The sequence below is a fragment of the Pedobacter planticolens genome (assembly GCF_014172375.1).
In the GTDB taxonomy this organism is placed as follows: domain Bacteria; phylum Bacteroidota; class Bacteroidia; order Sphingobacteriales; family Sphingobacteriaceae; genus Pedobacter; species Pedobacter planticolens.
The window spans coordinates 405,320-430,350 of record NZ_WNXD01000001.1; the positions used below are offsets into that span (position 1 = coordinate 405,320).

Sequence of the window (25,031 nt, forward strand, 5' to 3'; positions counted from 1 at the left end):
TACGAGATATATTGAATTTCAATATGGTCGATATAAAATGATATAAACCGCTAGAATTAGACACTAATAAAAAATATTACTAGATTTATATAAATATTATTTCATTATGAAAAAGTTCAGTTTGTCACTATTGCTTCTTTGCTGTAGTTTTTTTGCATTTAGCCAAGTGCTACCATCTTTCCAATTTGGTTTAAAAGGAGGAATGAATCTATCAAAATTTAATACAGCTAATACATTTAGCAGTGATAACCAAGCAGGTTATTATGCAGGTGTTTGGGCTCGTATTGGTGCAGCAGGTTTACATTTGCAGCCAGAACTTTACCTTTCTGGTAAAAACACTACATTGGTAAATAGTGCTGGTCAAGAAAACAAAGTAAAATTCACCAGTTTAGATGTGCCTGTTTTAGTAGGTACAAAAATTGGTGCAGCAGGTATTGGGTTGCGTTTAAATACTGGGCCTGTGGTTTCGTTCATTTTAAATGAAGATCAAAGTTTCTCACAAGCGGCATCGGCAGCTTTTAATGGTAAATTTAAAGACCAAGCTTTTGCATGGCAATTTGGTACAGGTCTGGATATTAAGAAATTGAGTGTAGATTTAAGATACGAGTTAGGTTTATCTAAAATTAATTCAGATGGCTATAATTCATCAACAAAATTGAATCTATTTACCCTTGGTTTAGGTTACAAATTGTTTTAATTAAATCATCTTTTCTATTAAATAAAAAATGGATAGGCTTTTTAAGTTTATCCATTTTTTTTGGCGTTAAAATTGATAATTGTTTTTTAATCAAAACCTAACCTTTAACATCATGAATATTAAAGAACTGCTATTAAACGGCCAGAGCTTTTTGGCGCTATTAAAAGAGTTTGCAATTGAGGCAAAAGATATTATTATTCAGGACGAAGATGTAATTCTTGGCGACCATAATTTAGCACAACGTGAAATAGTTAAAGAGACAATTTGCATTGAAGGAAAAAATAAAGACGGAATTTTTAATTTTTTTGGAACGCTACACTATAACATTCTAAATAAACTAGCCGTTTTCGAAATGCAAGGTTTTGAGCAAGTAGGAATGCGTACTAATTAATTCTTTTCTTTAATAACTTCTTTCAACTCGTAAAGGAAAGCTCCTTTTATTGGATTGATAGGCTTGCTACCTGCATCGCTAAGTACTTTTACAAAGCAGGCTCCAAAATAGAAGATAAAGGAAGAATAAAATACAAAAAGCATAATTAAAACAATAGATCCTGACGCACCATAAATGTTTCCTATGTTGCTGAGTGGAAGCATAATGCGTAAAATATACTTGCCTAGAGTAAATAAAATTCCAGTCAACAAACCGCCTTTCATTGCTATATTCCAACTTGGTCTGCCATTGGTTAAAAACCGAAATAAAACGGTAAACCAAACCGTAACAATAACTATAAAAAGCAATTGATTTAAGATGGAGAGAAATATTTTTCCGACAGTTGGCGCTGCAGTATTAATATAAGTTCCAATTATGGCTTGGATGCTATCGGTTAACAAACCCACAAAAAATAAAATTCCAGCTAGTAAAATAATAACCATAGATCGAGCTCTTAACTTCAGGTTAAATAAAATACCCAATTTTTCATTTAAGCCAATACTCCAAATCTGATCCATGGAATTTTTAATCACACTAAATAAAGTGGTGGCTACAAAAATGAAAAAGACAAAACTGAGAATTGTTGCCCACCAATTGTAATCGACTCCACGAATATTTCTTAAGGTTTGGCGAATTTGAGCAGTACTGCTATCATCTAAAATATTTGCTAAACGCTCAAATAATCTAGTCACTAACATCCTTCTATCAATAAAAAAACCAAATAATCTAATTAAGATGAGTAGGATTGGTGGTAATGCAAAATTGGCAAAAAAGGCAGTGGCTCCAGCTAAACGCAAAGGGTCATTTTTTCTAAATAACTTAAATGCTATTCCTAAATGTTTGAAAAATAACTGAGATCTCTTTATTGTGATTGCGTACATCTTTAGCATTTACCCTGATGTCAAAATTAATAAAATTATGCTAAATAATTTCGCTTAAGCATTAAAAGCAAGTTTTATCAGTTATAAATGTGCTTAAATTTGTGAGTTTCTGTTAAACAATGAAGAAAAAAATTAAATTTACTGCTCCTTAATTTTATAAATCCCTAATTCATGAAAAATCTCTTTTCAACCTTATTCTTGTTGTGCATAGTATCATTTTATGTAAATGCGCAAGAAATAAAATATACATCAGGCAATAATAGTTGGAATGCAGATTCATTAGGGAATCAACGAGCGGTAGTCAGTTTTAATGGTGTAGGGAAAATAGCTAAAGTAGTGATTAATTGGCGCAGAAGTGATCCAAATCCAGAGCAAAAAGCGATCATTGTTCAGGATGCAAAAACAGGTAAGAAAATTAAAAACGTTTTGCCTATTTCAGTAGATAAAGAAGAAGGAATTATTTGTTTCGAACCAGAAAGTGGAGCAGGTACTTATTATGTTTATTATCAGCCTTATAAAAATGAAGGAAGATCAAATTATCCTAAAGGTGTTTATCCAAAACAAGAAAAATCGACGGGTGAGATTTCTATAAAAGATGCGAATGCAACGGTTTCAAACACTAAAGTACTGCAAATCGAATCAATTAATACTTTTAACAGGGTTTATCCAATGGAAGTTATCGCAACTGCGGAAGAAATGAAAGCGTTGAGAGTGAAAAATGCTGAGCCAGCTTATCTCGTTTTTCCAGAAAGTAGAAATTATCCTATTATCATGAAAAATGATATACCACAAAGGTGGATAATTAAAGGTGCACAAAAAACATTTACAGATAAAGCTTTTAGAGGAGAAAATTTTTCTTTTCAATTGGGCATTCTTGCTTTAAAAGATTTACAAAATGTGAGATTGAAGTTTAGCGATTTAAAGGATAAAACAGGACATAAAATTTCATCAGCTTTGCTTTCTTGTTTAAATACAGATGGAATTGCCTACGATGGAGTTCCATTTAAAAAAGAAGTTGATGTGCCAGCTAGTCAGGTACAAGCGTTATGGTGTTTGCTTACCATTCCGACAAATGCTTATAGCACAACGTATAGCGGAACAGTAATAGTTTCTTCAGCTAATGCTCCTTCACAAACTGTGAAAATAAACTTAATGGTAGTTCCTAGAACTGTGAAAACAAATGGAGGAATTGATGAGCCATGGAAACAAACGCGTTTGACGTGGTTAAATTCTACGTTAGCTCAAAAAAATACCGTTATCGCACCTTATACTGCATTACAAGTTCAAGGAAATACAATTAGTCTTTTGGGTAGAAAAGTAGAGTTGGATGAAAACGGTTTTCCAAAGCAAATTCAGACTTTCTTTAGTCCAGAAATGACGGATTATACCACAACTCCAAATAATTTGTTGGCAGAAAATATTCATTTTCATTTTGTGCGCAAAGCGGATGGAAAAAATACGGTACTAAAAGATGGTGGAATAGAATTTACCAAAAAAGAAGCTGGAACTGTGCAATGGAAAAGCAAAAATGCAAATGATAGCTTACAAATGGATGTTGCTGGCAGCTTAGAATTTGATGGTTTTCTCGCATATACTGTAAAAGTGACTGCGTTAAAAGATGTTGATTTGAAGGATGTAACGATGCATATTCCTTTTAATAAAACAGCGGCAACTTACATGATGGGACTTGGGCAAAAAGGAGGTTTGCGCCCCGAAAAATTTGACTGGAAATGGGATGTAGCGAATAAAAATCAAGATGGTGCTTGGTTAGGAAATGTTAATGCAGGTTTGCAATACGCCTTACGAGATGAAAAATATGTTAGACCCTTAAATACTAACTTTTATCTGCAAAAACCATTGTTGTTGCCAACTTCTTGGGGCAATGAAAACAAAGGCGGCGTAACGATTGGCATAAAAGGAAGTTCCATGTTAGCAAATAATTATACAGGCGAACGCCAACTAAAAAAAGGTGATGTGTTGTATTATAATTTCACTTTGTTAATTACTCCATTTCATACCATAAATACCGATTTCCAATGGGAAAACCGCTTTTATCATAAATATAATACCATAGATAGCATTAAAGCAACCGGTGCAACAGTAATAAATATTCATCATGCTACACCAATCAATCCTTGGATTAATTATCCATTTATTGAGCATGCAAAAATGAAAAGCTATATAGATGAGGCGCATAGCAAAGGACTAAAAGTGAAGATTTACAATACAGTTCGCGAATTATCTAACCGAGCTTATGAAACATTTCCAATGCGAAGTTTAGGACATGAAATTTATTCTCCTGGTAAAGGCGGAGGATTTTCTTGGTTGCAAGAACATGTTAAAGATGATTACATAGCTGCTTGGTTTGTACCAGAAATTAAAGATGCTGCAATTGTAAACAGTGGCATGAGTCGTTGGCATAATTACTATGTAGAAGGCATGAATTGGTTAACCAAAAATGTAGGTATTGATGGTATTTATTTGGATGATGTTGCATTCGATAGAATAACTATGAAACGTATTAAACGTGTTTTAACTCAAGATGGACATCCAGGAATTATTGATTTGCACTCGGCAAATCAGTACAATAAAAGCGATGGATTTAACAATAGCGCTAATTTATATATGGAGCATTTCCCGTATTTAAATCGCCTTTGGTTTGGTGAATATTTCGATTATGAAAAAAATAAACCTGATTTCTTTTTAACTGAAGTGAGTGGAATTCCGTTTGGTTTAATGGGTGAAATGTTGCAAGATGGCGGAAATCCATGGCGTGGAATGGTTTATGGGATGACTAATCGTTTACCTTGGTCCGGCAATAATGATCCTCGTCCAATTTGGAAAGTTTGGGATGATTTCGGAATGAAAGGCACAAAAATGATTGGCTATTGGTCAGAAAATTGCCCAGTTAAAACAAGCAATGCTGAAGTTTTGGCAACAGTTTATAAAAAACAAGGTGCTGCTTTAGTTTCTATTGCGAGTTGGGCAGATAATGATGTAAAAATCACTTTAACTATTGACTGGAAGAAATTAGGTATTGATCCTGCAAAAGCTGTAATTACTGTTCCAGAAGTGAAAGATTTTCAAGCCTCAAGTTCTTTAACTGCACAAAGTGAAATTTCAATTCCAAAAGGAAAGGGATTGTTGATAGTGATTAAGGAGAAGTAAAACTTTTCATGTAAATAATGGTTATATCTTAAAACCATTTAAATATGAATAATTTCTTCAGAACAATACTAGCCGGTTACGGTGCTAAAAAACTTGGTGGCGGTTGTTTATCAACCATCGTGATATTTGTAATAATTTATTACGCTTTAGGGCATTGTTAAAAAAGCTGCTTAATTTTTTAAGCAGCTTTTTATTATTCTATTTTCTATCGTCTTTCCAGATCAATTTCTCTTTAGTGCGCTTTTCAAAAAAGTCTTTGCACTTTCCATAGCCTTTACCTGTAAAACCGCCATCTGGACTACAAATTAAATTACAATCTTTATCATAAAGCAAACTTGGAAGGTCGCAACATTTTTGTGGAATAAAATAAACAGTTTGTCCATTATATTCATATTGCCAAACACTTGCTGGCGGATTTGTCACATCTTCAGTTTTTAATTTATCAATCTTTTCCAATACGCAAATCGGAACATCCTTAAAATCTTCTTTTTTGCAAGTTTGAGTTTGTAAAAGCACAAACCCAATTAGCAGTAGTTTAATTTTTGAAGCTATCATGTATTAAAAACAATAGAAAGGCAAAAATGGTTTATAAATAATTCTATCGGCTGGTGTCTCACCCGCCGAAATTGCTATAAATGTTTCGGTAGGTGAGACACCAACCGATAGTTTAATAAAGATGCTTTTAAAGATTTCCCCTTAATTCTTGTTCACGTTCTAATGATTCGAATAAAGCTTTAAAGTTTCCAGCTCCAAAAGATTGTGCTCCTTTACGCTGAATAATTTCAAAAAATAATGTAGGACGATCTTCAACAGGTTTGGTGAAAATTTGCAATAAATAACCTTCTTCGTCGCAATCAACCAAAATACCTAAGCTTTTTAACAAGGTAATTTCTTCATCTATTTCTCCAACTCGTGTTGGCATCATTTCGTAATAAGCTTCTGGCGGTGCGCTTAAGAATTCTACACCACGAGATTTCAAATCGGTAACTGTTTTAACAATGTCTTTAGTGGCAACTGCAATATGCTGCACACCTTCCCCTTCGTAAAACTCTAAATATTCTTCAATTTGAGATTTCTTTTTGCCTTCTGCAGGTTCATTGATAGGGAACTTAGAGAAACCATTTCCGTTACTCATCACCTTACTCATCAATGCAGAATATTCAGTGTTGATTTGCTTATCATCAAATGAAAGAATATTTACAAAGCCCATCACATCTTCATACCATTTTACAGTTTCATTCATGCGGTTCCAACCTACATTTCCTACACAATGGTCAATGTATAAAAGGCCAGCATCTGCTGGGTTATATTCACTTTGTAATGCTCTATAACCAGGCATAAAAATACCTTTGTAGTTTTTGCGCTCAATAAACATGTGAATGGTTTCGCCATAAGTATAAATCCCACTCATTTTAATTTCGCCATGCTCATCAGTTAAAGTTTGGGGTTGTAAATATGGTTTTGCACCACGTTTGGTAGTTTGTTCAAATGCATCATAAGCATCATCAACCCAAAGTGCCAATACTTTAACACCATCACCGTGTGTTTTTACATGTTCGGCTATTGGACTATCAGATTTTAAAGCCGTAGTTAAAATCAACCTAATTTTGCCTTGCTGTAAAACGTAAGAAGCTCTATCTCTAACGCCAGTTTCTGGTCCGGCGTAAGCCAAAGATTGGAAACCGAATGCTGTTTTGTAATAGTGAGCTGCTTGCTTGGCATTGCCCACGTAAAATTCTATATAATCCGTTCCATTTATAGGAAGGAAATCTTGTGCTTTTGCTATTTTTTCTGCAAATGTTTGTGTGCTCATTGTTGTTTGTTGTAATGTTTAAAAGTTATAAGGTTGAAATGTTAATCTTGCCTTATCCTGCAAATCTTTAAATCCTGATCCTATTCTACATTAATTTGCCAGCTGGTATGGTAACTTTCATCTTCAATGTCAACCGCATCTTGGGTTAACATTAAAGGTCTAAAAGGATCTATCATTACAGCTAGTTCTTCTGTTTTTTCTTTACCAATTGATTTTTCTACAGTTCCAGGATGCGGGCCGTGAGGAATCCCCCCTGGGTGTAAAGTAATTTGACCTTTTACTACACTTTTGCGACTCATAAAATCACCATCAACGTAATATAAAACCTCATCACTATCTACATTACTATGATTATAAGGCGCAGGAATCGATAATGGATGATAATCGTATTTACGAGGGACGAAAGAGCAAATCACAAAGTTATGCCCTTCAAAAGTTTGGTGCACAGGAGGAGGTTGGTGTAAACGACCAGTAATCGGTTCAAAATCATGAATGGAAAATGCCCACGGATAATGAAAACCATCCCAACCTACAAAATCAAAAGGATGTGTTCCGTAAGTGTAAGGATACATAATTCCTTGCTTTTTAATCAAGACTTTAAAATCTCCAAACTCATCAATTGTTTCTAAATCTTGTGGACGTTTAATATCTCTTTCACAATAAGGAGAATGCTCTTCTAATTGTCCAAATGAATTACGGTAACGTTTTGGTGTACGAATTGGACTAAAGCTTTCTACGATGAACAATCGATTTTTCTCATCATTAAACTCTAACTGATAAATAGTGCCACGAGGAACAACCAAGTAATCACCATAAGCAAATTTGATTTTACCAAAACCAGTTTTCAATGTTCCAGAGCCTTCGTGAATAAAAATTACTTCATCTGCCTGACTATTTTTGTAAAAATAATCGGTCATTGATTTTTTCGGCGCAGCCAAAGAAATATGTAAATCGCTATTCACCAAAACAGGTTTGCGACTTTTTAAATAATCATCTTCTGGTTTAATGTTGAAGCCAATTAAACTCGTATGTCGCAAATGTTTTTCGCGAGCAATTTTTGGTTCCACAGAATAAGGTTCACCTAATTCTTTTACAATTGTTGGTGGGTGACAGTGATAAACTAAAGAATATAAACTCGAAAAACCTTCAGTTGAAACTAATTCCTCAGCGTATAAATTGCCATCTGGTTTACGAAAAACAGTATGTCGCTTCGGCGGAATAGTTCCTAATGTATGGTAAATTGGCATAGCGTTAGGTAATTTGGTTAGAAATGTAAATATATAACGATTAAAACGTAAGAAACGTTTTAAAATTGACGCTCAGAAAAACGACTTAAAAAGAATATTGCGCAAAAATGATTTTTGAAAGCATAGCATATCTAAAAGCTGCAAGAACTTCGTTTGCATTATGGTTTTGATATGTTGATTTGCTAATCATTTCGGTGAGTAAAATTATGATTTTTAAAGCTAAATTCAAATTAATTCATACTTTTAAATATGGCAAATGACAATCAAAATCTGGAGAAACTGACTGCCGCAAAGGCTGCCATTGCGTTTGTGAAAAATAACGATGTAGTAGGTTTAGGTACAGGTTCTACTGCAACATTAGCTATTAAAGAATTAGCAAAGCTGATAAAAGACGGACTTAAAATTACTGGAGTTCCTAGTTCTGAAGCTACAAAAAAATTAGCCATTTCATTAGGTATTCCATTGTTGGAGTTAGGTAAAGTCCGTTCAATTGATGTTAGTATTGATGGAGCAGATGAATTTACCAAAGAATTAAATCTCATAAAAGGTGGTGGCGGTGCATTGTTCAGAGAAAAAATTATGGCTTCCTTGAGTAAAAAAACAATTATTGTTACAGATGGGAGTAAATTGGTGGAAAAGCTGGGCGCTTTTAAAGTGCCAATAGAAGTTAACCCAAATGCAGAAAAATATGTGATGATTAAGCTTAAAAAGCTAAAAGGCAAACCCGTAAAGCGCATTGAAAATGGTAAAATATTTATAACCGATAACCAGAACTATATTTTTGATACCGACTTTGGATTAATTGATGATCCTGAAAAATTAGCTTATGAACTAAATCAAATAGACGGAGTTTTGGGACATGGTATTTTTGTAAACTTGACTGATATTATATTTATGGCAAAGGGAGATTACATCACCAGTTATCATAAAAATATAGGATAGAAAATATCGAATAAAAATTTTGAAACCTAGCACTAATCCTTAGCTTTACCACTATATTCTTAACCAGATATCATATGAACCCGACTTGATTAAAATATTTATTTTAATCACCAAAGGCTCCATCTAACCTTTAAAAACAAAATATAAAAAAGATGAAATTAGTATCCTACAAAACCGAAGATAGTGAGCATTTAGGTGTTTTTGTAAATGGGCATATTTACAATCTAAATTCTTGTCATAAGTTAATTCCTGACAATATGAATGCTTTTTTACAAGGCGGAGAGCCTTTAATGGAGAGAGCAAAACAGATTAATCAGGATATTATTAGTGGAGATTTAAAACCTAAAGAAGAAGTTTTCTATCAAATATTGGCACCAGTTCCGCATCCAACTTCTTGCAGAGATGGCTACGCTTTTCGTCAACATGTGGCAGCAGCAAGGCGCAATCGTAAAGTAGATATGATTGCAGAATTTGACCAATACCCAATCTTTTATTTCACTAATCACAATGCAATTCAAGGTCCTGGAGAAATAGAATGTATGCCAGATCATTTTCAGAAATTAGATTTTGAATTAGAGGTAGCCGTTGTAATTGGTAAAAAAGGGCGTAATGTAAAAGCAGCAGAAGCCGACGAATACATCGCTGGCTATATGATTATGAATGATATGAGCGCTCGAACTTTGCAAATGGAGGAAATGCTCTTAAACTTAGGCCCGGCTAAAGGCAAAGATTTTTCTACAGTAATTGGTCCATGGTTAGTAACACCTGATGAATTGGAACAATATAAAGTTGCCGCAAAACCAAATCGTGTAGGCAATGCGTACGATTTAAAAATGACGTGCAGAGTAAATGGGGTAGAAGTTTCTGCAGGAAATATGGCGGATATGGATTGGACTTTTGCAGAAATTATTGAGCGTTGTGCATACGGCGTAGATATTTTACCAGGTGATGTAATTGGTTCTGGAACTGTTGGGACAGGTTGTTTCTTAGAATTAAATGGAACAGGTTTGCTAAATGATCCTAACTACAAAACACAATGGTTACAAGCTGGTGATGATGTTGAAATGGAAATTACTGGTTTGGGAAGTTTAGCTAACATCATTACTAAAACTGATACGGATTTCTCTTTGTTAGGATTGAAGAAATCCTAATGTTGAAATGTTTTAAAGTTGAAAGGTTGGAAAGTTTTGGATTCAGATTGAGATAGCATAAAATATGGCAAAGATTGAAAAATTTGAAGACATGGAAATTTGGCAAATTGGAAAACAGATTGCAGTTGAAGCCTATCGAATTTCTGACCTAGAACCAATGAAATCTGACTTTGGATTGAAAGATCAATTTAGAAGGGCGGCAATGTCAATGTCAGATAATGTTGCGGAAGGATTTGAGTACAATAATAACCCAGATTTTGTTCGTTTTCTTGTATACGCTAAAGGCTCATCTGGAGAATTTAGAAACAAGATTATTATTTTAAAAGAAACTAAAAAAATAAACGAAGAAGATTATTTGTTCTTCTACGGTAAAGCTATTGAGTTCTCTTCAAAGGCAAAACGTTTTATAGAATACCTTAAAGAATTTGAAAAGAATAAGAAAGCTGCAAAAAAGAGGGCTTTATAATTAGACATCCAAAACATTCCAACAATTAGCAGGATTTAAGGATGATAAGATTTACAAGATATGCATCCAGAACATTCCAACTTTCAAACCTTTCAATATTCCAACTTTTATAAATGCTAACACTAAAAACATCAGACCTTTCTCCAATGCAATTGCAAAACTATTTGCAATATGCAATCGCTCCTCGACCAATTTGTTTTGCATCAACAATAGATTCTGAAGGGAATATTAATTTAAGTCCGTTTAGTTTTTTTAATATGTTTAGTACAAATCCACCTATGTGTATTTTTTCGCCTGCACGTAGAGTTCGAGATAATACCACTAAACATAGTTTGCAAAACGTATTGGAAGTTAAAGAATGTGTCATCAACATTGTTGACTATGCCATGGTGCAACAAACTAGTTTGGCTAGTACAGAATATGCTAAAGGAGTTAATGAGTTTGAAAAAGCAGGTTTTACTATGCTTGAATCTCATTTGGTAAAACCACCAAGAGTTGCCGAAGCACCTGTGCAGTTGGAATGCGTGGTTAAAGAAGTTATCCCATTGGGAGACCAACATGGCGCTGGAAATTTGGTTTTAGCAGAAATAAAACTCATCCATATTAAAGAAGAAATTTTAGATAGCGAAGGAAAAATAGATCAAGCTAAAATAGATTTGGTAGCTCGTTTAGGTGGCGATTGGTATTGCAGGGTTACTCCAGAAAGTTTGTTTAAAGTAGCAAAACCTTTAACCACTTTAGGAATAGGGGTTGATGCTTTGCCAGTTTCGGTTAGAAATTCATCAGTTTTAACAGGTAATGATTTAGGAATGCTAGGTAACATTGAACATTTACCAACCAACGAAGAAATTGATGCAATGCGATGGAATAGTAATGTAAAAGATATTTTAGATGCCACAATAGGCGATGAAACGAATAGAGAACGAGAATTGCATGAGTTAGCACATCAGCTCTTGACTATTGGAAATGTTGTTGATGCGTTGAAAGTGGTATTGTTATAATCCAGTTCGTCTTAAGGTTTTGTAAATAGATTATTCGCTACGCTCTGAATGACAAAGCCTTATTTCTTCAAATTACGATAAGAAATCTCACACATTTCTCTTAAAACATCGACATTAATATCTTTTAAATTTTTAATGTAAATACATCCCTTACCAGTTTTATGTTTGCCTAAGCGAGAAAGAACATCTGCTCTTTCATCTGCGCTGCAACCCATTATATATAAACTAATGTTTGTTTTCCTAGGAGCAAAACCTACCATAAACCATTCGCCAGTTCTACCTGTCGAATAACTATAAGTATAATCTCCAACACCAACAATGGCTGTTCCCCACATTTTAGCTTTGGCTTTAGTTACATCTTCCATCAATTGGCAAATAGCCTGACAATCCTTGCGAGTAGTTTCATCAGTAATTTGTAGTAGATAATCTGGTACAGATTGTTCGGTAACTTTGGTTTTAAGTTCAGCCATTTTCAGTTAAATTGAGAATATGAAAATAGAGAAAGTTTTACCATTTGGCAAATTTAGAATATCAATGAAAACTGTGAACTGCAAATTGTAAACAGAACTATTCTACAATGCTAACAGCCTTCATGAAACGACTCTTGTAATAGTCGTTAAATTCTGTTACCGTTACACCATGTGCTTTACCTGAAGTGGAATGGATGAATTTAATTTCTCCGTTTTCGATAGAATAGATAATGCCAACGTGACCAATCTTCCTCACTCTAGGGTTGGTTCCTGTGAAAATTAAAACATCACCAACTTTAGCATCTGCTAATTTTACTGGAGTGCCAGCACCTGCAAATTCTCTTGATGAACGTGGCACTTTAAATCCGAAGTTGCTAAATACATAACTTACAAAACCAGAACAATCAAAACCTCTATCTGGATTGCTTGACGCATATACATAAGGCTTGCCAAGCATAGATTTTGCGAAATCAATTAAACTTGTAGCGGCAGAACTTGTTACTTCAGGGATTTTATTGAAGATGCTAGTCATCTTTTCCTGATACTTAGCAGGAAGTGAAGTGTTGTCTTGCGCCTTGCTCGCGAAAGCAATGAACATGGTGAAACAAAAGATGAATAAGCCTTTCTTCATATGGGGTTGCCAAAGATAACAAAAAAATATAAATGAGGTAAAGTGTTGAAAACTTGATGATTGTAGAGTTATGAAATGTTTTTGAAAAAAAGCATATTAGAATAGAAAGCAAACTGTTCAGAATGTGTTGTTATGAATTCTTGCTATTTTGTTTTAGGTGTTTGATTGTACTGCTCAACAGTGAAATATATATTATCTAAAATTTCATTTGAAAAAGTATTATTAAGTGATTTTGTAATTATTTTTTCTGAAAGTCTGATGATTTGTTCATAATAAAATTGTTGTTTTATGATCTCGTTTCTATCAACCAAATGATATTTTCGGCAAAATGGAAATCTTAAGTTCCCCAATGAAATAAAACCATCATGACGAACCTCATGTTTTACTGTAATAAATGTATAAGGAGTTGTTTTGTTGAATCTGAATGGTACATATTTTGGTATTATAGTATCAATTTTCATGAATATTTTTTTACCTGTAATTTTATCAGTGTCAAATAAACGAAATGCTTGAAAAGGAGCGAAGAGTACTACAGGAGTTGTACTGTTTTCGCATGCATTTTCAAACATGTAATTAAATTTTGGCCACCATTTCTTTGCTAAATCCAAGGGTTTATCTTCTAATGTTGTGTGAAGTGAAATAATTTTTTTAAAAGATTTTGAAAAGTTTGTATTATCAAATCTAATTTCTGTTTGAGCACCCCAACTATGTCCTACAGCTACCATAGAAGAAGTATCAATATTGGGCATTTTCTTCGTTAATTTCAATACGAACTCCATATCTGATATATTATCAAACTTGTCGTTAGTTGAAACCGTTAATTCATTAGGTTTACCCTCATTTGGTAAATTATAATTGGATGATATAACAATATATCCTTGACTTGCCATATATTCACAAAAAACGTTGTTGTCATACGGTGTACTTTGAGCGCCATGATGATAAAATACACATGGAAATTTATTCTTAATTTCTGTTAGATTCCGCTTTGCATTTACCTTTGTTTCTAAAATAGAATAATATAATCTTTTATGAGTTTCATCAAATCCTACTTTCTCGCCACCAGGTTTAATATTAATGCAAATTCCATCTTTAATTAAGATATGATGAAATACATTGATTAGTGAATCATACATATATCCATAACTGTCCTTTCTTGTAAATTCCAAATAATCTTTAAAATGTAAAAATGGAATTTTTTTGTTGTCAATAGCAGGATACCATATACTAATAAAGAATGGTTTTTGGCCTTTATAATCATGATAAGAAAATTGTTCGTCTGTCTTGAATATAACTGTGTCTTTGTAACCAACTGTATATTTTCCTTTCGTTAGTTTACCCCATTGAGGAAATGACTTTGCATTGGTAATATTAATGGTGTTGTTAGCGTTTTTTGTAAAACCATGATAATGAATGAAAAAAATTAACATGCAAGTAATTAAAGTTGGTATTAAATTTTTTCTTTGATTTGTCATTTGCTTATATTATAAATTTATCTTTTGTTCTTTTTCTGATCTTATATGCTATTTCAATTTCTATCATAGCTAAAGATATTGAGATAACTTGAGGATTGTGTAAACTTGAAGGTAACGGAAAAGCCTATTTATTTATAGATAAATAGGCTTTTAATAAAAATTGATTTTATTAAATAGATGGGAACATCGTTTGAGCCTTTGCTCCTATAATAGGCATTGGTGTTTTTAATCCTTTAAAAGCGCCAATTAAACCAATAATCCATACTGCAAAAAGTGCAATATAAACTACATACATTAAGTAAGCTAGAGCAATAATCCCAGTAGTTACGATTAAGATACCTAGTACAAAACCAAACCCCCATCCCAATATAATAGATACTATTGCAAATAATAAAGTTTGCCTTAAATGATAAGAGCTTAGTTCAGTTTTTTTGTCTTTGTGCATAGCGAAGTATGCAATTAACCATCCGATAATTGAAAAATAGCTAATGATTGCAGCGGTTTTGCCGTTGTCTGTTGTGGTAATGTTGTTTTCCATAAGTTTGAATTTGTTTACTCTTACTATTCAAACCTATTGCCAAACAAAAAAATGGCTATGGAGTAGTTACTGCGACAGGTAATACTTTCCCGTTAAAAAATTTATGCCCAGTACGGGCAAAATCAGCCACGTATTTTCCCATCTCAAAAGCCATTACTGGACTTTCATAACCTGGAAAAGCAGCTTCTAACATTTCGGTTTGTGCCGAACCTAAAGCCAAACAATTTACTTTAATTCCTGTTTCTGCTAACTCGAAAGCTAAACATTCACTTAATGCATGCAAAGCGGCTTTACTAGCAGAGTAGGCAGCTAAACCTGGAAATTTAACACTTCCTTGAAAACCTCCCATGCTACCAATATTTACAATATGACCTCCGCTTTGCATAAATGGTAATGTATGGCGGATCATTTTAAAATGGCTCATCACATTGTGCTCTAGCATTTCTGCTAAATCAGCCTCGGTAGTTTCCGTAAACGGTTTATTGATTAATGAACCTGCATTATTTATTAAAATATCAACAGTACCTAAACGCTCTTTAATAAAAGGAACTAAGGCTGCATAATCATCGTTTACTAAATCAAAAGCTACTGGAAATAAGGTGCATTCTGGATTAATGCTTTTTGCAATTTCATGTAATTTTCGCAGTTTATCTGCCGAACGAGCAATACACACCACTTTATTTTTACTATCTAAAGTAAATTCTAATGCGGTTTCGAAACCAATTCCGCTACTTGCGCCAGTTATTATTACGTTCATTTGGTAATATTTAGTAATTAGTATTTAGTAATTAGATAGAAAGTGTAAATAGTTAATGTTGTTTTTGTACTTTATACTAATTACTAAATACTTCTTAATCTTCCTCAGTTATTAATTGTGTTACCGGATTAGCGATAATATGTAAACCATCGTTAATTAGTTTGGTATACTCTGGTTCTGTTGCGGCTTTCATTTCTAAATAAATACGCAATTCTTTTTCCAGCGCAGCATCTAATTGTTTGTGGTAAACAATTTCTAATATTTCTAAAGTACAAAGCCAATCGGTGCGGTGTGATGTTTTTAATGTGTTAAAGATGCTTGCTAATTCTTCGTATCCACTTTGTTTTTCTCTTACCGTACGCACTTTCTGATATAGTGTATGCAATTGTTGTGTTGCTTCGTCGTATATCACTTTGTGCGTTTGTTCTTTACTTACCAAAATAATTTCTTCAAAAGCATCTTTATCGGCTGCCCCATTAAATACGGATACTACTTTTTTACCGATGGCCATATCGTACGTTCCCCATTCTGGTTTAAATAAAATATTGCCGTTTTCTTCTTTAACCGTACAGTTTTCGAAAACAATTAAGATGACTTTACTTGCTGCAACCAGTATTTCTTTAACTACACCGATTACGTTAATACCACTTTCAAAAATAAGATCAACCTGTTTTCCTTCTATAATTCCAGCTATTTCTAACTCTATTAAGTTGTGTTCTTCTAATGGTTTTGCTACATCTTTTAATTTGCCAACTGGCGATGAAAACCCATCCTTATGGTAATCTTTTCCATGCCCATCTAATTGTTTGCCTGCAAAAGCTAATGCAGATGGACCAGTAGTTTTAATAAAAGTCAATTCATCAGCTTTGCTTATACCTACATCGGTAAATGTACCTGTAAGTTGCAAACCAGAACTATAAACTGCTGTTGCAGGGTTTTTACATTCTATTGCTTTTAAAATACTTTCGGCACCGCCACGTCTAAAGGCCATCGTATCTGCAAAGGCTTCCAAAACATCAATTAAATTCTGAAAATTCTCCGTTACAAAAAGTTGCGGTTGTTGTTGCGTAATATCGTATTGGTAGTTTATGGTATTTAAATCGTACCAAATCTTTTTAATATCAGGGTTCATGCAAGTTGCACTTTCGCCAATCGATGAAAGTAATGCAGCGCCATAGATCTTCGGATTTTCTAACGTTCCGATTAAACCATATTCTACCGTCCACCAATGTAAACGACCAAGTAAAGCCATTTCAGATGGTTCGCCCATGTTGTCGGCAATGTTTCTTAAACTTTTTTCTGCTGCACTAATTTCTTGCTCATCCACTCCGTGAGCTTCTTTTAAAATAGAAAGCTTACGTATTGCTTCGTACAACTCGAAATCTTTGCTCGAAAACATTGCTTTAGCACCAATAGAACCGAAATAGCTTAGGTAATTGTTGTAATCGGTATCGGCAATAATTGGCGCATGACCTGCACTTTCGTGTATAATATCTGGTGCTGGAGTGTATTCGATATGGTTAATCTGGCGGATATCTGCTGCAATAACCAAGACTCTATAAGCTTGGTATTCCATAAATGCTGCTGGCGGAATAAATCCATCAACTGTTACGGCTCCCCATCCAATTTTGCCCAAATTATCATTCATCGATTGCAAATCTGGAATGTATTCGATGCTTAAACCTGCTCTTTGCAAACCTTTTATGTAAGGATAAAATGCCACATGTTTTAAATAGCTATAGTTTTGACGCATTACATAACGCCAAACCGCTTGGTCTACTGGCGTATACTTTTCGTAATGTTGCTCTACTATAAACTGCCTTAAATGTTTAGGAAGTTGCGCTACTTGCTGATTATTAAAATCGCTCATTGTGGGTGTGGGTATTGATTGTGGCTAAATTAACTTGTTTGTACTAGTAATGCAAGAAAAAGAATAGGGTTTTACGGTAAAATGATGAGGGTTTGTTTTGTTTTGAAAAGAATCTGTAGTGTTTTTTAGTAATGTTTATTAGGCGGTCGTCATTGCGAGGCACGAAGCAATCTTTCTTGCTTATTTTATTTTTTAGCTCGCCGCCGCTATGGCTCTTTCGTTTTTCATGAGTGTTTATTTTAAGGGTATTCAAGAATGCTTCGAGAAAAGAAACAAAAAATCAAGGCTTAGTATCATCTCTCGGATTAAGCAATCAAAACTTTTAGGGCAACAGAATAAGGTCCCGATGAAGAATCGGAACTGCATTCTGTTTTGGGTTGTGGTTTTTGAAAGTATTTACACAAGTTTTAATGCTTTCTCCTTCGGGATGCTACAAGGCCGTATTGCGTTCTTGGGAATGGGTTGTAGTTTTGGGAAGGTTGCAGGCTGATTATCATTGCAAGGGAAGAAGAAGTCTATGCTTATCGGTTGGTGTCTTCCCTATCCGAAATCCATTAAAAAAGATAAAATTAATAGTTAAAGAATTTAATTATTTTGATCTCTAACTTTTAAAATTGTTCTAAGAGCACTGTATAGAACTCCAGTATTCCAATCAGCTAAATAGCTATAAGTTCTATTTATTTTGCTTTTATCTTCAATCGAATAAATTGCAAAATATGTTTGATAATCTCTTGTTGCAACGTTATCCCAAGTAATTTCCTTCTTTTCTTCTTTTATTAATCCTGCTATGCTTATTTCTAAACCCTCTTTTTTGAAATTGATATTTCCTATGCTAAATTCTTCTGTTTTAGAAAATTGCTGTAAAAGATTATTTGTAATGTCGCTAAAATAAAATTCCCATAACGCATTTATGATTTTAACATATTTCTCAAAATTCTCTTTTTTGTTTCTTCCATAGAAACTTTTAAAGCTGATTTTTAAAATTTCATCTTTATTATTTCTAATAAATATTTGATACTCTCTCCCAACTGTAAATTCAAAACCTCTAATCCATTTAATTCCAAATCTGTATTCTTTTATCGAACTTTTATCGAACTTTTTTCAAACTTGGTCAAGCCGTCAACAGCCGTATTGTTATCTTCAAAACTTATAAATAATGGATTTATAATCAATTGCCTAGGTCTTTTATCGAATGGACTTCGTTTAATTGTTAATATTATTTGTTCAGGATTTTCGAGCATTATTACAGACTTGTTAAGATTATGGCCGAATTAACTTTCTAAGCAATTTTAAAACTCTTTATTCCTTTTTCACTTTAAAAGAGAAATACTTTTGTGAGAAGTAGCTAAATACAGCTAATATGAGGGTGATTAGGGTTTTTGCAATGGTTGGGTAAAATTGAAAACCTTCTACCAAGATTTTCATGAGGGCGTAGTTGAGTAGGAGATTTGTTGCAACTACGGTGGCATATCTAAAGAGTTGGATGCGTCCTTTTAGGTTTGATTGTGTAAATACAAGGTATTTGTTGAGGGTAAAACCGATAATAAATGTAGAAACGGACTCGATGGCTAGGGCTGCGATGTGTGCGGTTACTAAATAGGGGCCAACGGTTACGTCTTGCTGGTGTAATACGTAATTATAGATTAAAAAGTAGCCGATAATACCTGTTGCTGCGGTTATGCCGCCAGATGCCATGTATCTAAATGTGTGTAGGGTAAACCATTTTTTGAATGGTGGGTAAAAGAAATCGATGACCATTAATGCTCTTTTTCTCATGTTATTTGGCGGTTAATTGGTCTTTAATCATTCTATTATTGTATTGCTGTATAAATGCTTTTAGGTATTTTTCCATCGAGTTTTGAACTTCTGGCGCTTTATTTACGAGATTGTTTTTGGTTAATCTGTCTGTTTTTAAATTAAATAACGCGTTAGATTTTAATCCGTCGTTAATTAAAAGGTAATCGCCTTGGTAAAAGCTAAAGCTGCCATCGTTGTTATTAACTACAAAGTTGTTGTTTTTAGTACTAAATGCATCAAAACCAAAGGCAAAATAAGGTTTATCATAGTTAAGATAGTTTAAAACGGTAGGCATAATATCTGCCTGTTGTATGAGTTTATCGGTTTTTCCTTTTAAATCTCCTCCTGGGTAATAAAATAAAATGGGGATGGAGAAATAACCTGGTGTAGTTTGATATTCGGGTAGGTAAGATACGGTTGCATGATCTGCGCACAACACAAATAGTGTGTTTTTATACCAAGGCATTTTTGATGCGGTGGCAAAGAACTTTTTAATCGCCATATCGGTATAACCGATTGGTTCTTGTACGGGTAATGGCCCTTTTGGGAACTTACCAATATATTTTTCGGGTACTTTAAAAGGGTGATGTGAGGAAACAGAGAAGAATGCAGAGAAAAATGGTTGCTTAAATGTGTTGATGGTTTTTGCCATGTATTGCATAAAAGGTTCGTCCCAAATGCCCCAAATACCATCGAAATCTGCATCGTTATTGTATTCGGTTTTACCATAATATTTTTTAATTCCGGCAAGGTTGGTATATGCCGAAAAGCCCATTGAACCGTTTGGTGCACCATGAAAGAAGGCGGTTTGGTAGCCTTCATCGCCTAATAATTTTGCAATACTGGTTGTTTTATTGCCAGAATAGGATGAAAGTACAAAGGGTTCGCGAATAGACGGAATGCCAGAGATAATAGATGGTAGTGCGTCGATAGATTTTCGCCCGTTGGCGTAAGTGTGTGATGAGGTAAAACTATTGACTACTAAACTATCGATAAAGGGGGTGTAGCCTTTGTAGGTTCCGTTTAATAGATCTTTATTTAAGGCGCCAATATGTTCTTTGCCTAGACTTTCGATAATTAAAAATACGACGTTAAGCTTTTTAAATGGACCTTTGTTTTCTGGTTGATGAATTGGGGTGTAAAGGCTATCAAGTGTTTGTTGGTTATAATAGTTGATGGGTTTTAGGGTGGTTGCCTTTAGCGTTTTCATGATGGTGAAAGGTGTATTTAACACCAAACTCATGTCGCTAGGAGATTTTACAAAATCGCCAGCGTTGCTCATGGTAATTGGTCGGGTACTATGACGCCAGCCTCCACGCATACCTATTACACTTAAACCTGCTATTAATACTAAAGCCAATGTGTGGGTTAGGTAAATGTACCACGTAAATTTAGGTGCTTTTTGTATGCGAATAACTTGATATAACTTAATGAATACGTATATGAAAATGATGAAGAGAATGAGTAGGTACCAGTAATCTTCTGAAAAATCTACGACTAGTTTTAGTTTGTTTTGTTCGTTACTAAATTGTGAAAATACACTAGCTGTGGTGTGTTTTAGGGTGTATTTATAATAGGCGAAGTCTATAAAGTTGGCTAAGAAACCAATACTGTTGGTGATGATAAATAACCATTTGCAAAACTGTTGGTATCCGTTTCTGTATCTAAATGGAAATGGAATTGCTTGTAATACGATATATAGGGAGTTGATGTAGAGTAGGGCGACGATGTCGAATTTTATACCGCCAGCAAAAATGTAGAGCAAATCGGCAAAGGGAATATGGTTAAAAAGCGAACGATTAGTGAGGTAAAAGCCAAGCCTACACAAGGTATATAATAGTAATAATACTAGAAAACGATAGATTAATGCTACATAAATGGATTGTTCTCTTTTGAGTATTGGTTTCATTTTTTCCTAAAAGCTGGCAATTTACGGATTTGGTATTAATTAATTCACCACCTAAGAAATGGTTTTTTACCATTAAGGAATTAAGATTTAGTTTTCCTTAACTTCTTAATGGTAAAATGATTCACACATAAGGCATTTAAGGAAATATAAGTGTTTTGGTGATTGATTTATTATTAATGCACAGGGAACAGAAACGAATAGACTTCTTTTTCTTAACTTCTTAATGGTAAAATAATTTATGAAATGTAAGTTGCCAGTTACGAAATATGTATATAATTCTATTTGTTGTAACTTCGTTTTGTGATGAAAAATTTTTATTTAGCTATTATTTTAAGTTTTTGCTTTTTTGGGGTTAAAGGGCAATCTGATACTTCGGTCTATCGTAGTGCTGCTATTGAGGTACAGAAAAAGTATGCACCAGATAAACGTTCTGTTTATTTTAATATGCATATACGAGGTGATTCGGTTCGATTAGAAAGTACATCGGAAACTGCTTTGCTTGAATTTGAAAAAGTAAAGCCTACGATGCAAAATATAAAGTTTGCATCGGTTTTATTACCTGCTAAATCATTAAACGGCTTAGTTTATGGTGTTACAAATATTTCTGTAGGTAATAATAGAAGCAATCCGGTGCATGGAGCAGAGCTGATGACACAAATGTTGTTGGGAACGCCAGTTGAGATATTTAAAAAGCAAGGTGGATTTTATTTAGTTAAAACACCTGATGGTTATTTTGCATGGACGGATGGTGGAGCACTTACCGCAATGAATGAACAAACCTTTAAGGATTGGCAAAAAGCCGATAAAATTATTTTTATTGCAGATTATGGTCATGCGTTTAGCAAGGCTGATGTGAACTCTATTCGAGTTTCTGATTTAGTTAGCGGAAACATTTTACAGGTTTTAGGTGAGGAGAATAGTTTTTACAAAGTGAGTTTTCCTGATAAGCGAATTGCTTTTATACCAAAAGCACAAGCTGGTGTTTATAAGCAATGGTTAAAAAAACCAAATCCAAATGCTACTGCTGTTTTGGCTACTGCACAAACGTTATTGGGTGTGCCTTATTTATGGGGCGGCACTTCTATTAAAGGGGTAGATTGTAGTGGCTTTACTAAAACTGCTTACTTTTTAAATGGAATTATTATTCCTCGTGATGCTTCGCAACAGGCTTTAGTAGGTGATGTTGTTGATGTTTTAGAGCATGATACAATTAGTGTAGCGAAGTGTTTGGCGAATTTACAACCAGGCGATTTGTTGTTTTTTTCTGCCGCAAAGCGGAGAGGGATAAATGGCGGAAAGGTTACACATACTGCAATTTATATGGGTAATGGAGAGTTTATTCAGAGTGCAGGAATGGTTAAGATTAATAGTTTAGTACCAACAGCAACTAATTATGATGGTGGGCAAGCGAGTACATTGGTTGGTGCTCGTCGGATTTTAACTGCCATTGGAAAGCCCGAAATTACTAGAGTAGACCACCACGAATGGTACGGAAAGAATTAAAAATATGCTAACAATTTATCATAATAGTAGCTGCAGTAAAAGTCGTACGGCTTTAAAAACTTTAATGCAGGGCGATGAAGAATTTCAAATTATTAACTATTTGGAAGAGGTGCCAAGTGTGACTGAGTTGAAAACCTTACTGCATAAATTAGGCTGTAAACCTCACGATTTAATTCGGACAACTGAAAAGGTCTATCAGGAAAAATTTAAAGGGAAAGATTTAACAGACGAAGAATGGATTATCGCTATGCATGAAAACCCTATTTTAATACAACGGCCTATTGTTGTAAATGGAGATAAGGCAGTTATTGCGAGGACTGATGATGCTTTGGATGATATTTTATAAAAAAAAGCCGCTAGTTTTCGCTAGCGGCTTTTTTTATAATATTAAGAAACTTTTAAATTTTATTCAAATAAATCATAAGCGGTTGTCATCCTGAGCTTGTCGAAGGATATGCACAAAAGTCTTCACTTCGGCTACGCTCAGTGCAAGCTAGCTCAGACTGACATGCAAAAAACCTAACATAAATTTAAATAGGTTTCAGTTTCTATTCTTATTAAGCTAGCAAATTTCTCCAGCTTACTTTACCTTCAATAATGGTGTGCAATTCTTTTATTTCAATTCGTTGTTGCTCCATGGTATCACGGTGACGAATGGTTACGGTATTATCTTCTAAAGTTTGATGATCTACAGTTACGCAGAAAGGTGTGCCAATTGCATCCATACGACGATAACGCTTACCGATAGCATCTTTCTCTTCATACACACAGTTGAAATCGAATTTCAAATGATCCATAATTTCACGAGCTTTTTCTGGTAAACCATCTTTTTTGGTTAATGGGAAAATAGCCACTTTAATTGGTGCCAAAGCAGGGTGTAAACGTAGCAAAGTTCTGCTGTCTTGTTTATCAGCTGTGCTTAAATCCTCTTCTTCAAAAGCATTAATCATGGTTAACAAAAACATACGATCTAAACCAATAGAAGTTTCGATAACGTAAGGAACGTAATTTCCATAAGGTTTACCTTCTTCGTTTAAATCATTATCAAAATATTGCATTTTCTTGCCAGAAAACTCTTGATGTTGTGTTAAATCGAAATCAGTTCTACTGTGAATGCCTTCCACTTCTTTAAATCCGAATGGGAATTCAAATTCGATATCTGTAGCTGCATTTGCATAGTGCGCTAGTTTAACGTGATCGTGGAAACGGTATTTTTCTGCAGGAGTTCCCAATGCTTTATGCCATTTTAAACGAGCTTCTTTCCAATACGCAAACCATTTTTTGTCTTCGCCTGGACGAACAAAGAATTGCATTTCCATTTGTTCAAACTCACGCATACGCATAATAAACTGACGGGCAATTACTTCGTTTCTAAATGCTTTACCAATTTGTGCAATCCCGAAAGGAATTTTCATTCTTCCAGATTTTTGTACGTTTAAGAAGTTTACAAAAATACCTTGTGCTGTTTCAGGGCGAAGATAAACTTCATCACTTCCTTCTGCCATTGCACCAAACTGAGTGCTAAACATCAAGTTAAACTGACGAACGTCAGTCCAATTTTTAGTTCCACTAACTGGGCAAGCAATTTCGTGCTCTTCAATTAGAACTTTTAAACGAGGTAAATCTTCTGCCGTTAAAGCAGCATCCATATCAGCTTGCAATTTTGCAGCTTTTTCGGTTTTACCATCTTTTTCGTAACGAGCAATTTTATCTTCTAATAACTGATCAGCACGATAACGTTTTTTCGAGTCTTTATTGTCAATCATTGGATCGTTAAAACCATCCACGTGACCACTTGCTTTCCATACTTTAGGGTGCATAAAAATTGCAGAATCAATTCCTACAATGTTTTCATGCATTTGTACCATAGCTTTCCACCAATAGGTTTTGATGTTGTTTTTTAGTTCGGCACCTAATTGTCCGTAGTCGTAAACGGCACTTAAACCGTCGTATATTTCGCTGCTTTGAAATACAAAACCGTATTCTTTAGCATGTGATATTACATTTTTAAATTGTTCGTCGTTACTTTTAGCCATAGTGAGGCAAATATAATAAAAAGCCTTAAAGGTATGTGTGATGAAAATGAGGTTTTTGCAAATAGAAAAAGCCATTTAGTTTGCCATGTTTAAACATGTTGCATATATGATTCATTACTGGAAGATGAAAGCTTAACTATTACGATATATTTTAGTCGGGTTTCAGTCGGACTTGCTTCGAATTGAATTGTCACAAGTCCGAACCAACTCCGACCCAACCCCGAACTAAGTCCGTTTTAACAGTTAAAC

The 25,031-nt window shown here is 34.2% G+C and carries 22 protein-coding genes; 9 read left to right on the forward strand and 13 right to left on the reverse strand.

Going from position 1 to position 25,031, the window contains the following annotated elements; all coding sequences use genetic code 11:
• Positions 1–106: 106 nt before the first annotated feature.
• Together GM921_RS01705 and GM921_RS01710 are read left to right on the forward strand one after the other, a co-directional pair.
• Entirely contained in the window at positions 107–697 is a 591-nt protein-coding gene (locus GM921_RS01705) for a porin family protein (RefSeq protein ID WP_182920884.1), read from the forward strand.
• A 112-nt stretch (positions 698–809) separates the two neighbouring features.
• Positions 810–1,088 (forward strand): hypothetical protein, encoded by a 279-nt coding sequence (locus tag GM921_RS01710; RefSeq protein ID WP_182920885.1) that lies wholly within the window; start codon positions 810–812, stop codon positions 1,086–1,088.
• On the opposite strand, the gene GM921_RS01715 is transcribed toward GM921_RS01710, so the two are convergent.
• On the reverse strand, positions 1,085–2,008 hold the full coding sequence (locus GM921_RS01715; protein WP_182920886.1) for a YihY/virulence factor BrkB family protein: 924 nt from the start codon (positions 2,006–2,008) through the stop codon (positions 1,085–1,087). The genes GM921_RS01710 and GM921_RS01715 overlap by 4 nt on opposite strands.
• Positions 2,009–2,179: 171 nt before the next feature.
• Between GM921_RS01715 and GM921_RS01720 the strand changes: the two genes are divergently transcribed.
• Positions 2,180–5,176, forward strand: a complete 2,997-nt coding sequence (locus GM921_RS01720) for a glycoside hydrolase domain-containing protein (protein ID WP_182920887.1) — start codon at positions 2,180–2,182, stop codon at positions 5,174–5,176.
• 198 nt (positions 5,177–5,374) lie between these two features.
• Here GM921_RS01720 and GM921_RS01725 read toward each other — a convergent pair whose 3' ends face one another.
• The 3 genes from GM921_RS01725 to GM921_RS01735 all read right to left on the reverse strand — a co-directional run bounded on the left by GM921_RS01725 (position 5,375) and on the right by GM921_RS01735 (position 8,236).
• A complete protein-coding gene (locus GM921_RS01725) occupies positions 5,375–5,731 on the reverse strand; it encodes a DUF6970 domain-containing protein (protein ID WP_202985618.1) in 357 nt (118 codons plus the stop codon).
• Positions 5,732–5,858: 127 nt separating this feature from the next.
• A complete protein-coding gene (gene hppD / locus GM921_RS01730) occupies positions 5,859–6,989 on the reverse strand; it encodes a 4-hydroxyphenylpyruvate dioxygenase (protein ID WP_182920888.1) in 1,131 nt (376 codons plus the stop codon).
• Positions 6,990–7,069: 80 nt separating this feature from the next.
• Positions 7,070–8,236 (reverse strand): homogentisate 1,2-dioxygenase, encoded by a 1,167-nt coding sequence (locus GM921_RS01735; RefSeq protein WP_182920889.1) that lies wholly within the window; start codon positions 8,234–8,236, stop codon positions 7,070–7,072.
• Between the two features lie 249 nt (positions 8,237–8,485).
• Between GM921_RS01735 and rpiA the strand changes: the two genes are divergently transcribed.
• The 4 genes from rpiA (at position 8,486) to GM921_RS01755 (ending at position 11,796) form a co-directional block, all read left to right on the forward strand.
• Positions 8,486–9,178 carry a ribose-5-phosphate isomerase RpiA gene (gene rpiA / locus GM921_RS01740; RefSeq protein WP_182920890.1) on the forward strand — a complete coding sequence of 231 codons (693 nt, stop codon included), beginning with the start codon at positions 8,486–8,488 and terminating at the stop codon, positions 9,176–9,178.
• A 152-nt stretch (positions 9,179–9,330) separates the two neighbouring features.
• Positions 9,331–10,329, forward strand: coding sequence for a fumarylacetoacetate hydrolase family protein (locus GM921_RS01745; protein ID WP_182920891.1), 999 nt, complete (start codon positions 9,331–9,333; stop codon positions 10,327–10,329).
• A 64-nt stretch (positions 10,330–10,393) separates the two neighbouring features.
• A complete protein-coding gene (locus tag GM921_RS01750; RefSeq protein ID WP_182920892.1) occupies positions 10,394–10,795 on the forward strand; it encodes a four helix bundle protein in 402 nt (133 codons plus the stop codon).
• Between the two features lie 113 nt (positions 10,796–10,908).
• Positions 10,909–11,796 carry a flavin reductase family protein gene (locus tag GM921_RS01755; RefSeq protein ID WP_182920893.1) on the forward strand — a complete coding sequence of 296 codons (888 nt, stop codon included), beginning with the start codon at positions 10,909–10,911 and terminating at the stop codon, positions 11,794–11,796.
• Positions 11,797–11,855: 59 nt separating this feature from the next.
• Here GM921_RS01755 and GM921_RS01760 read toward each other — a convergent pair whose 3' ends face one another.
• From GM921_RS01760 to GM921_RS01795, 8 genes are all read right to left on the reverse strand, one after another.
• A complete protein-coding gene (locus GM921_RS01760; RefSeq protein WP_182920894.1) occupies positions 11,856–12,266 on the reverse strand; it encodes a DUF1801 domain-containing protein in 411 nt (136 codons plus the stop codon).
• A 97-nt stretch (positions 12,267–12,363) separates the two neighbouring features.
• Positions 12,364–12,897, reverse strand: a complete 534-nt coding sequence (locus GM921_RS01765) for a C40 family peptidase (RefSeq protein WP_182920895.1) — start codon at positions 12,895–12,897, stop codon at positions 12,364–12,366.
• 143 nt (positions 12,898–13,040) lie between these two features.
• Positions 13,041–14,372 (reverse strand): alpha/beta hydrolase family protein, encoded by a 1,332-nt coding sequence (locus GM921_RS01770; RefSeq protein ID WP_182920896.1) that lies wholly within the window; start codon positions 14,370–14,372, stop codon positions 13,041–13,043.
• 169 nt (positions 14,373–14,541) lie between these two features.
• On the reverse strand, positions 14,542–14,910 hold the full coding sequence (locus tag GM921_RS01775) for a hypothetical protein (RefSeq protein ID WP_182920897.1): 369 nt from the start codon (positions 14,908–14,910) through the stop codon (positions 14,542–14,544).
• 55 nt (positions 14,911–14,965) lie between these two features.
• A complete protein-coding gene (locus tag GM921_RS01780; protein ID WP_182920898.1) occupies positions 14,966–15,667 on the reverse strand; it encodes an SDR family oxidoreductase in 702 nt (233 codons plus the stop codon).
• A 94-nt stretch (positions 15,668–15,761) separates the two neighbouring features.
• Complete coding sequence (locus GM921_RS01785; RefSeq protein WP_182920899.1) at positions 15,762–17,537, reverse strand: aromatic amino acid hydroxylase; 1,776 nt, start codon at positions 17,535–17,537, stop codon at positions 15,762–15,764.
• A 1,299-nt stretch (positions 17,538–18,836) separates the two neighbouring features.
• Positions 18,837–19,313 (reverse strand): GtrA family protein, encoded by a 477-nt coding sequence (locus tag GM921_RS01790; protein WP_182920900.1) that lies wholly within the window; start codon positions 19,311–19,313, stop codon positions 18,837–18,839.
• A gap of 1 nt (position 19,314) precedes the next feature.
• Positions 19,315–21,243, reverse strand: a complete 1,929-nt coding sequence (locus GM921_RS01795) for an LTA synthase family protein (protein ID WP_182920901.1) — start codon at positions 21,241–21,243, stop codon at positions 19,315–19,317.
• 303 nt (positions 21,244–21,546) lie between these two features.
• Between GM921_RS01795 and GM921_RS01800 the strand changes: the two genes are divergently transcribed.
• A complete protein-coding gene (locus GM921_RS01800; RefSeq protein WP_182920902.1) occupies positions 21,547–22,746 on the forward strand; it encodes a C40 family peptidase in 1,200 nt (399 codons plus the stop codon).
• Positions 22,747–22,750: 4 nt separating this feature from the next.
• Positions 22,751–23,092 (forward strand): arsenate reductase (glutaredoxin), encoded by a 342-nt coding sequence (arsC, locus tag GM921_RS01805; protein WP_182920903.1) that lies wholly within the window; start codon positions 22,751–22,753, stop codon positions 23,090–23,092.
• Between the two features lie 211 nt (positions 23,093–23,303).
• On the opposite strand, the gene GM921_RS01810 is transcribed toward arsC, so the two are convergent.
• Complete coding sequence (locus GM921_RS01810) at positions 23,304–24,782, reverse strand: glycine--tRNA ligase (protein WP_182920904.1); 1,479 nt, start codon at positions 24,780–24,782, stop codon at positions 23,304–23,306.
• Between the last annotated feature and the right edge of the window lie 249 nt (positions 24,783–25,031).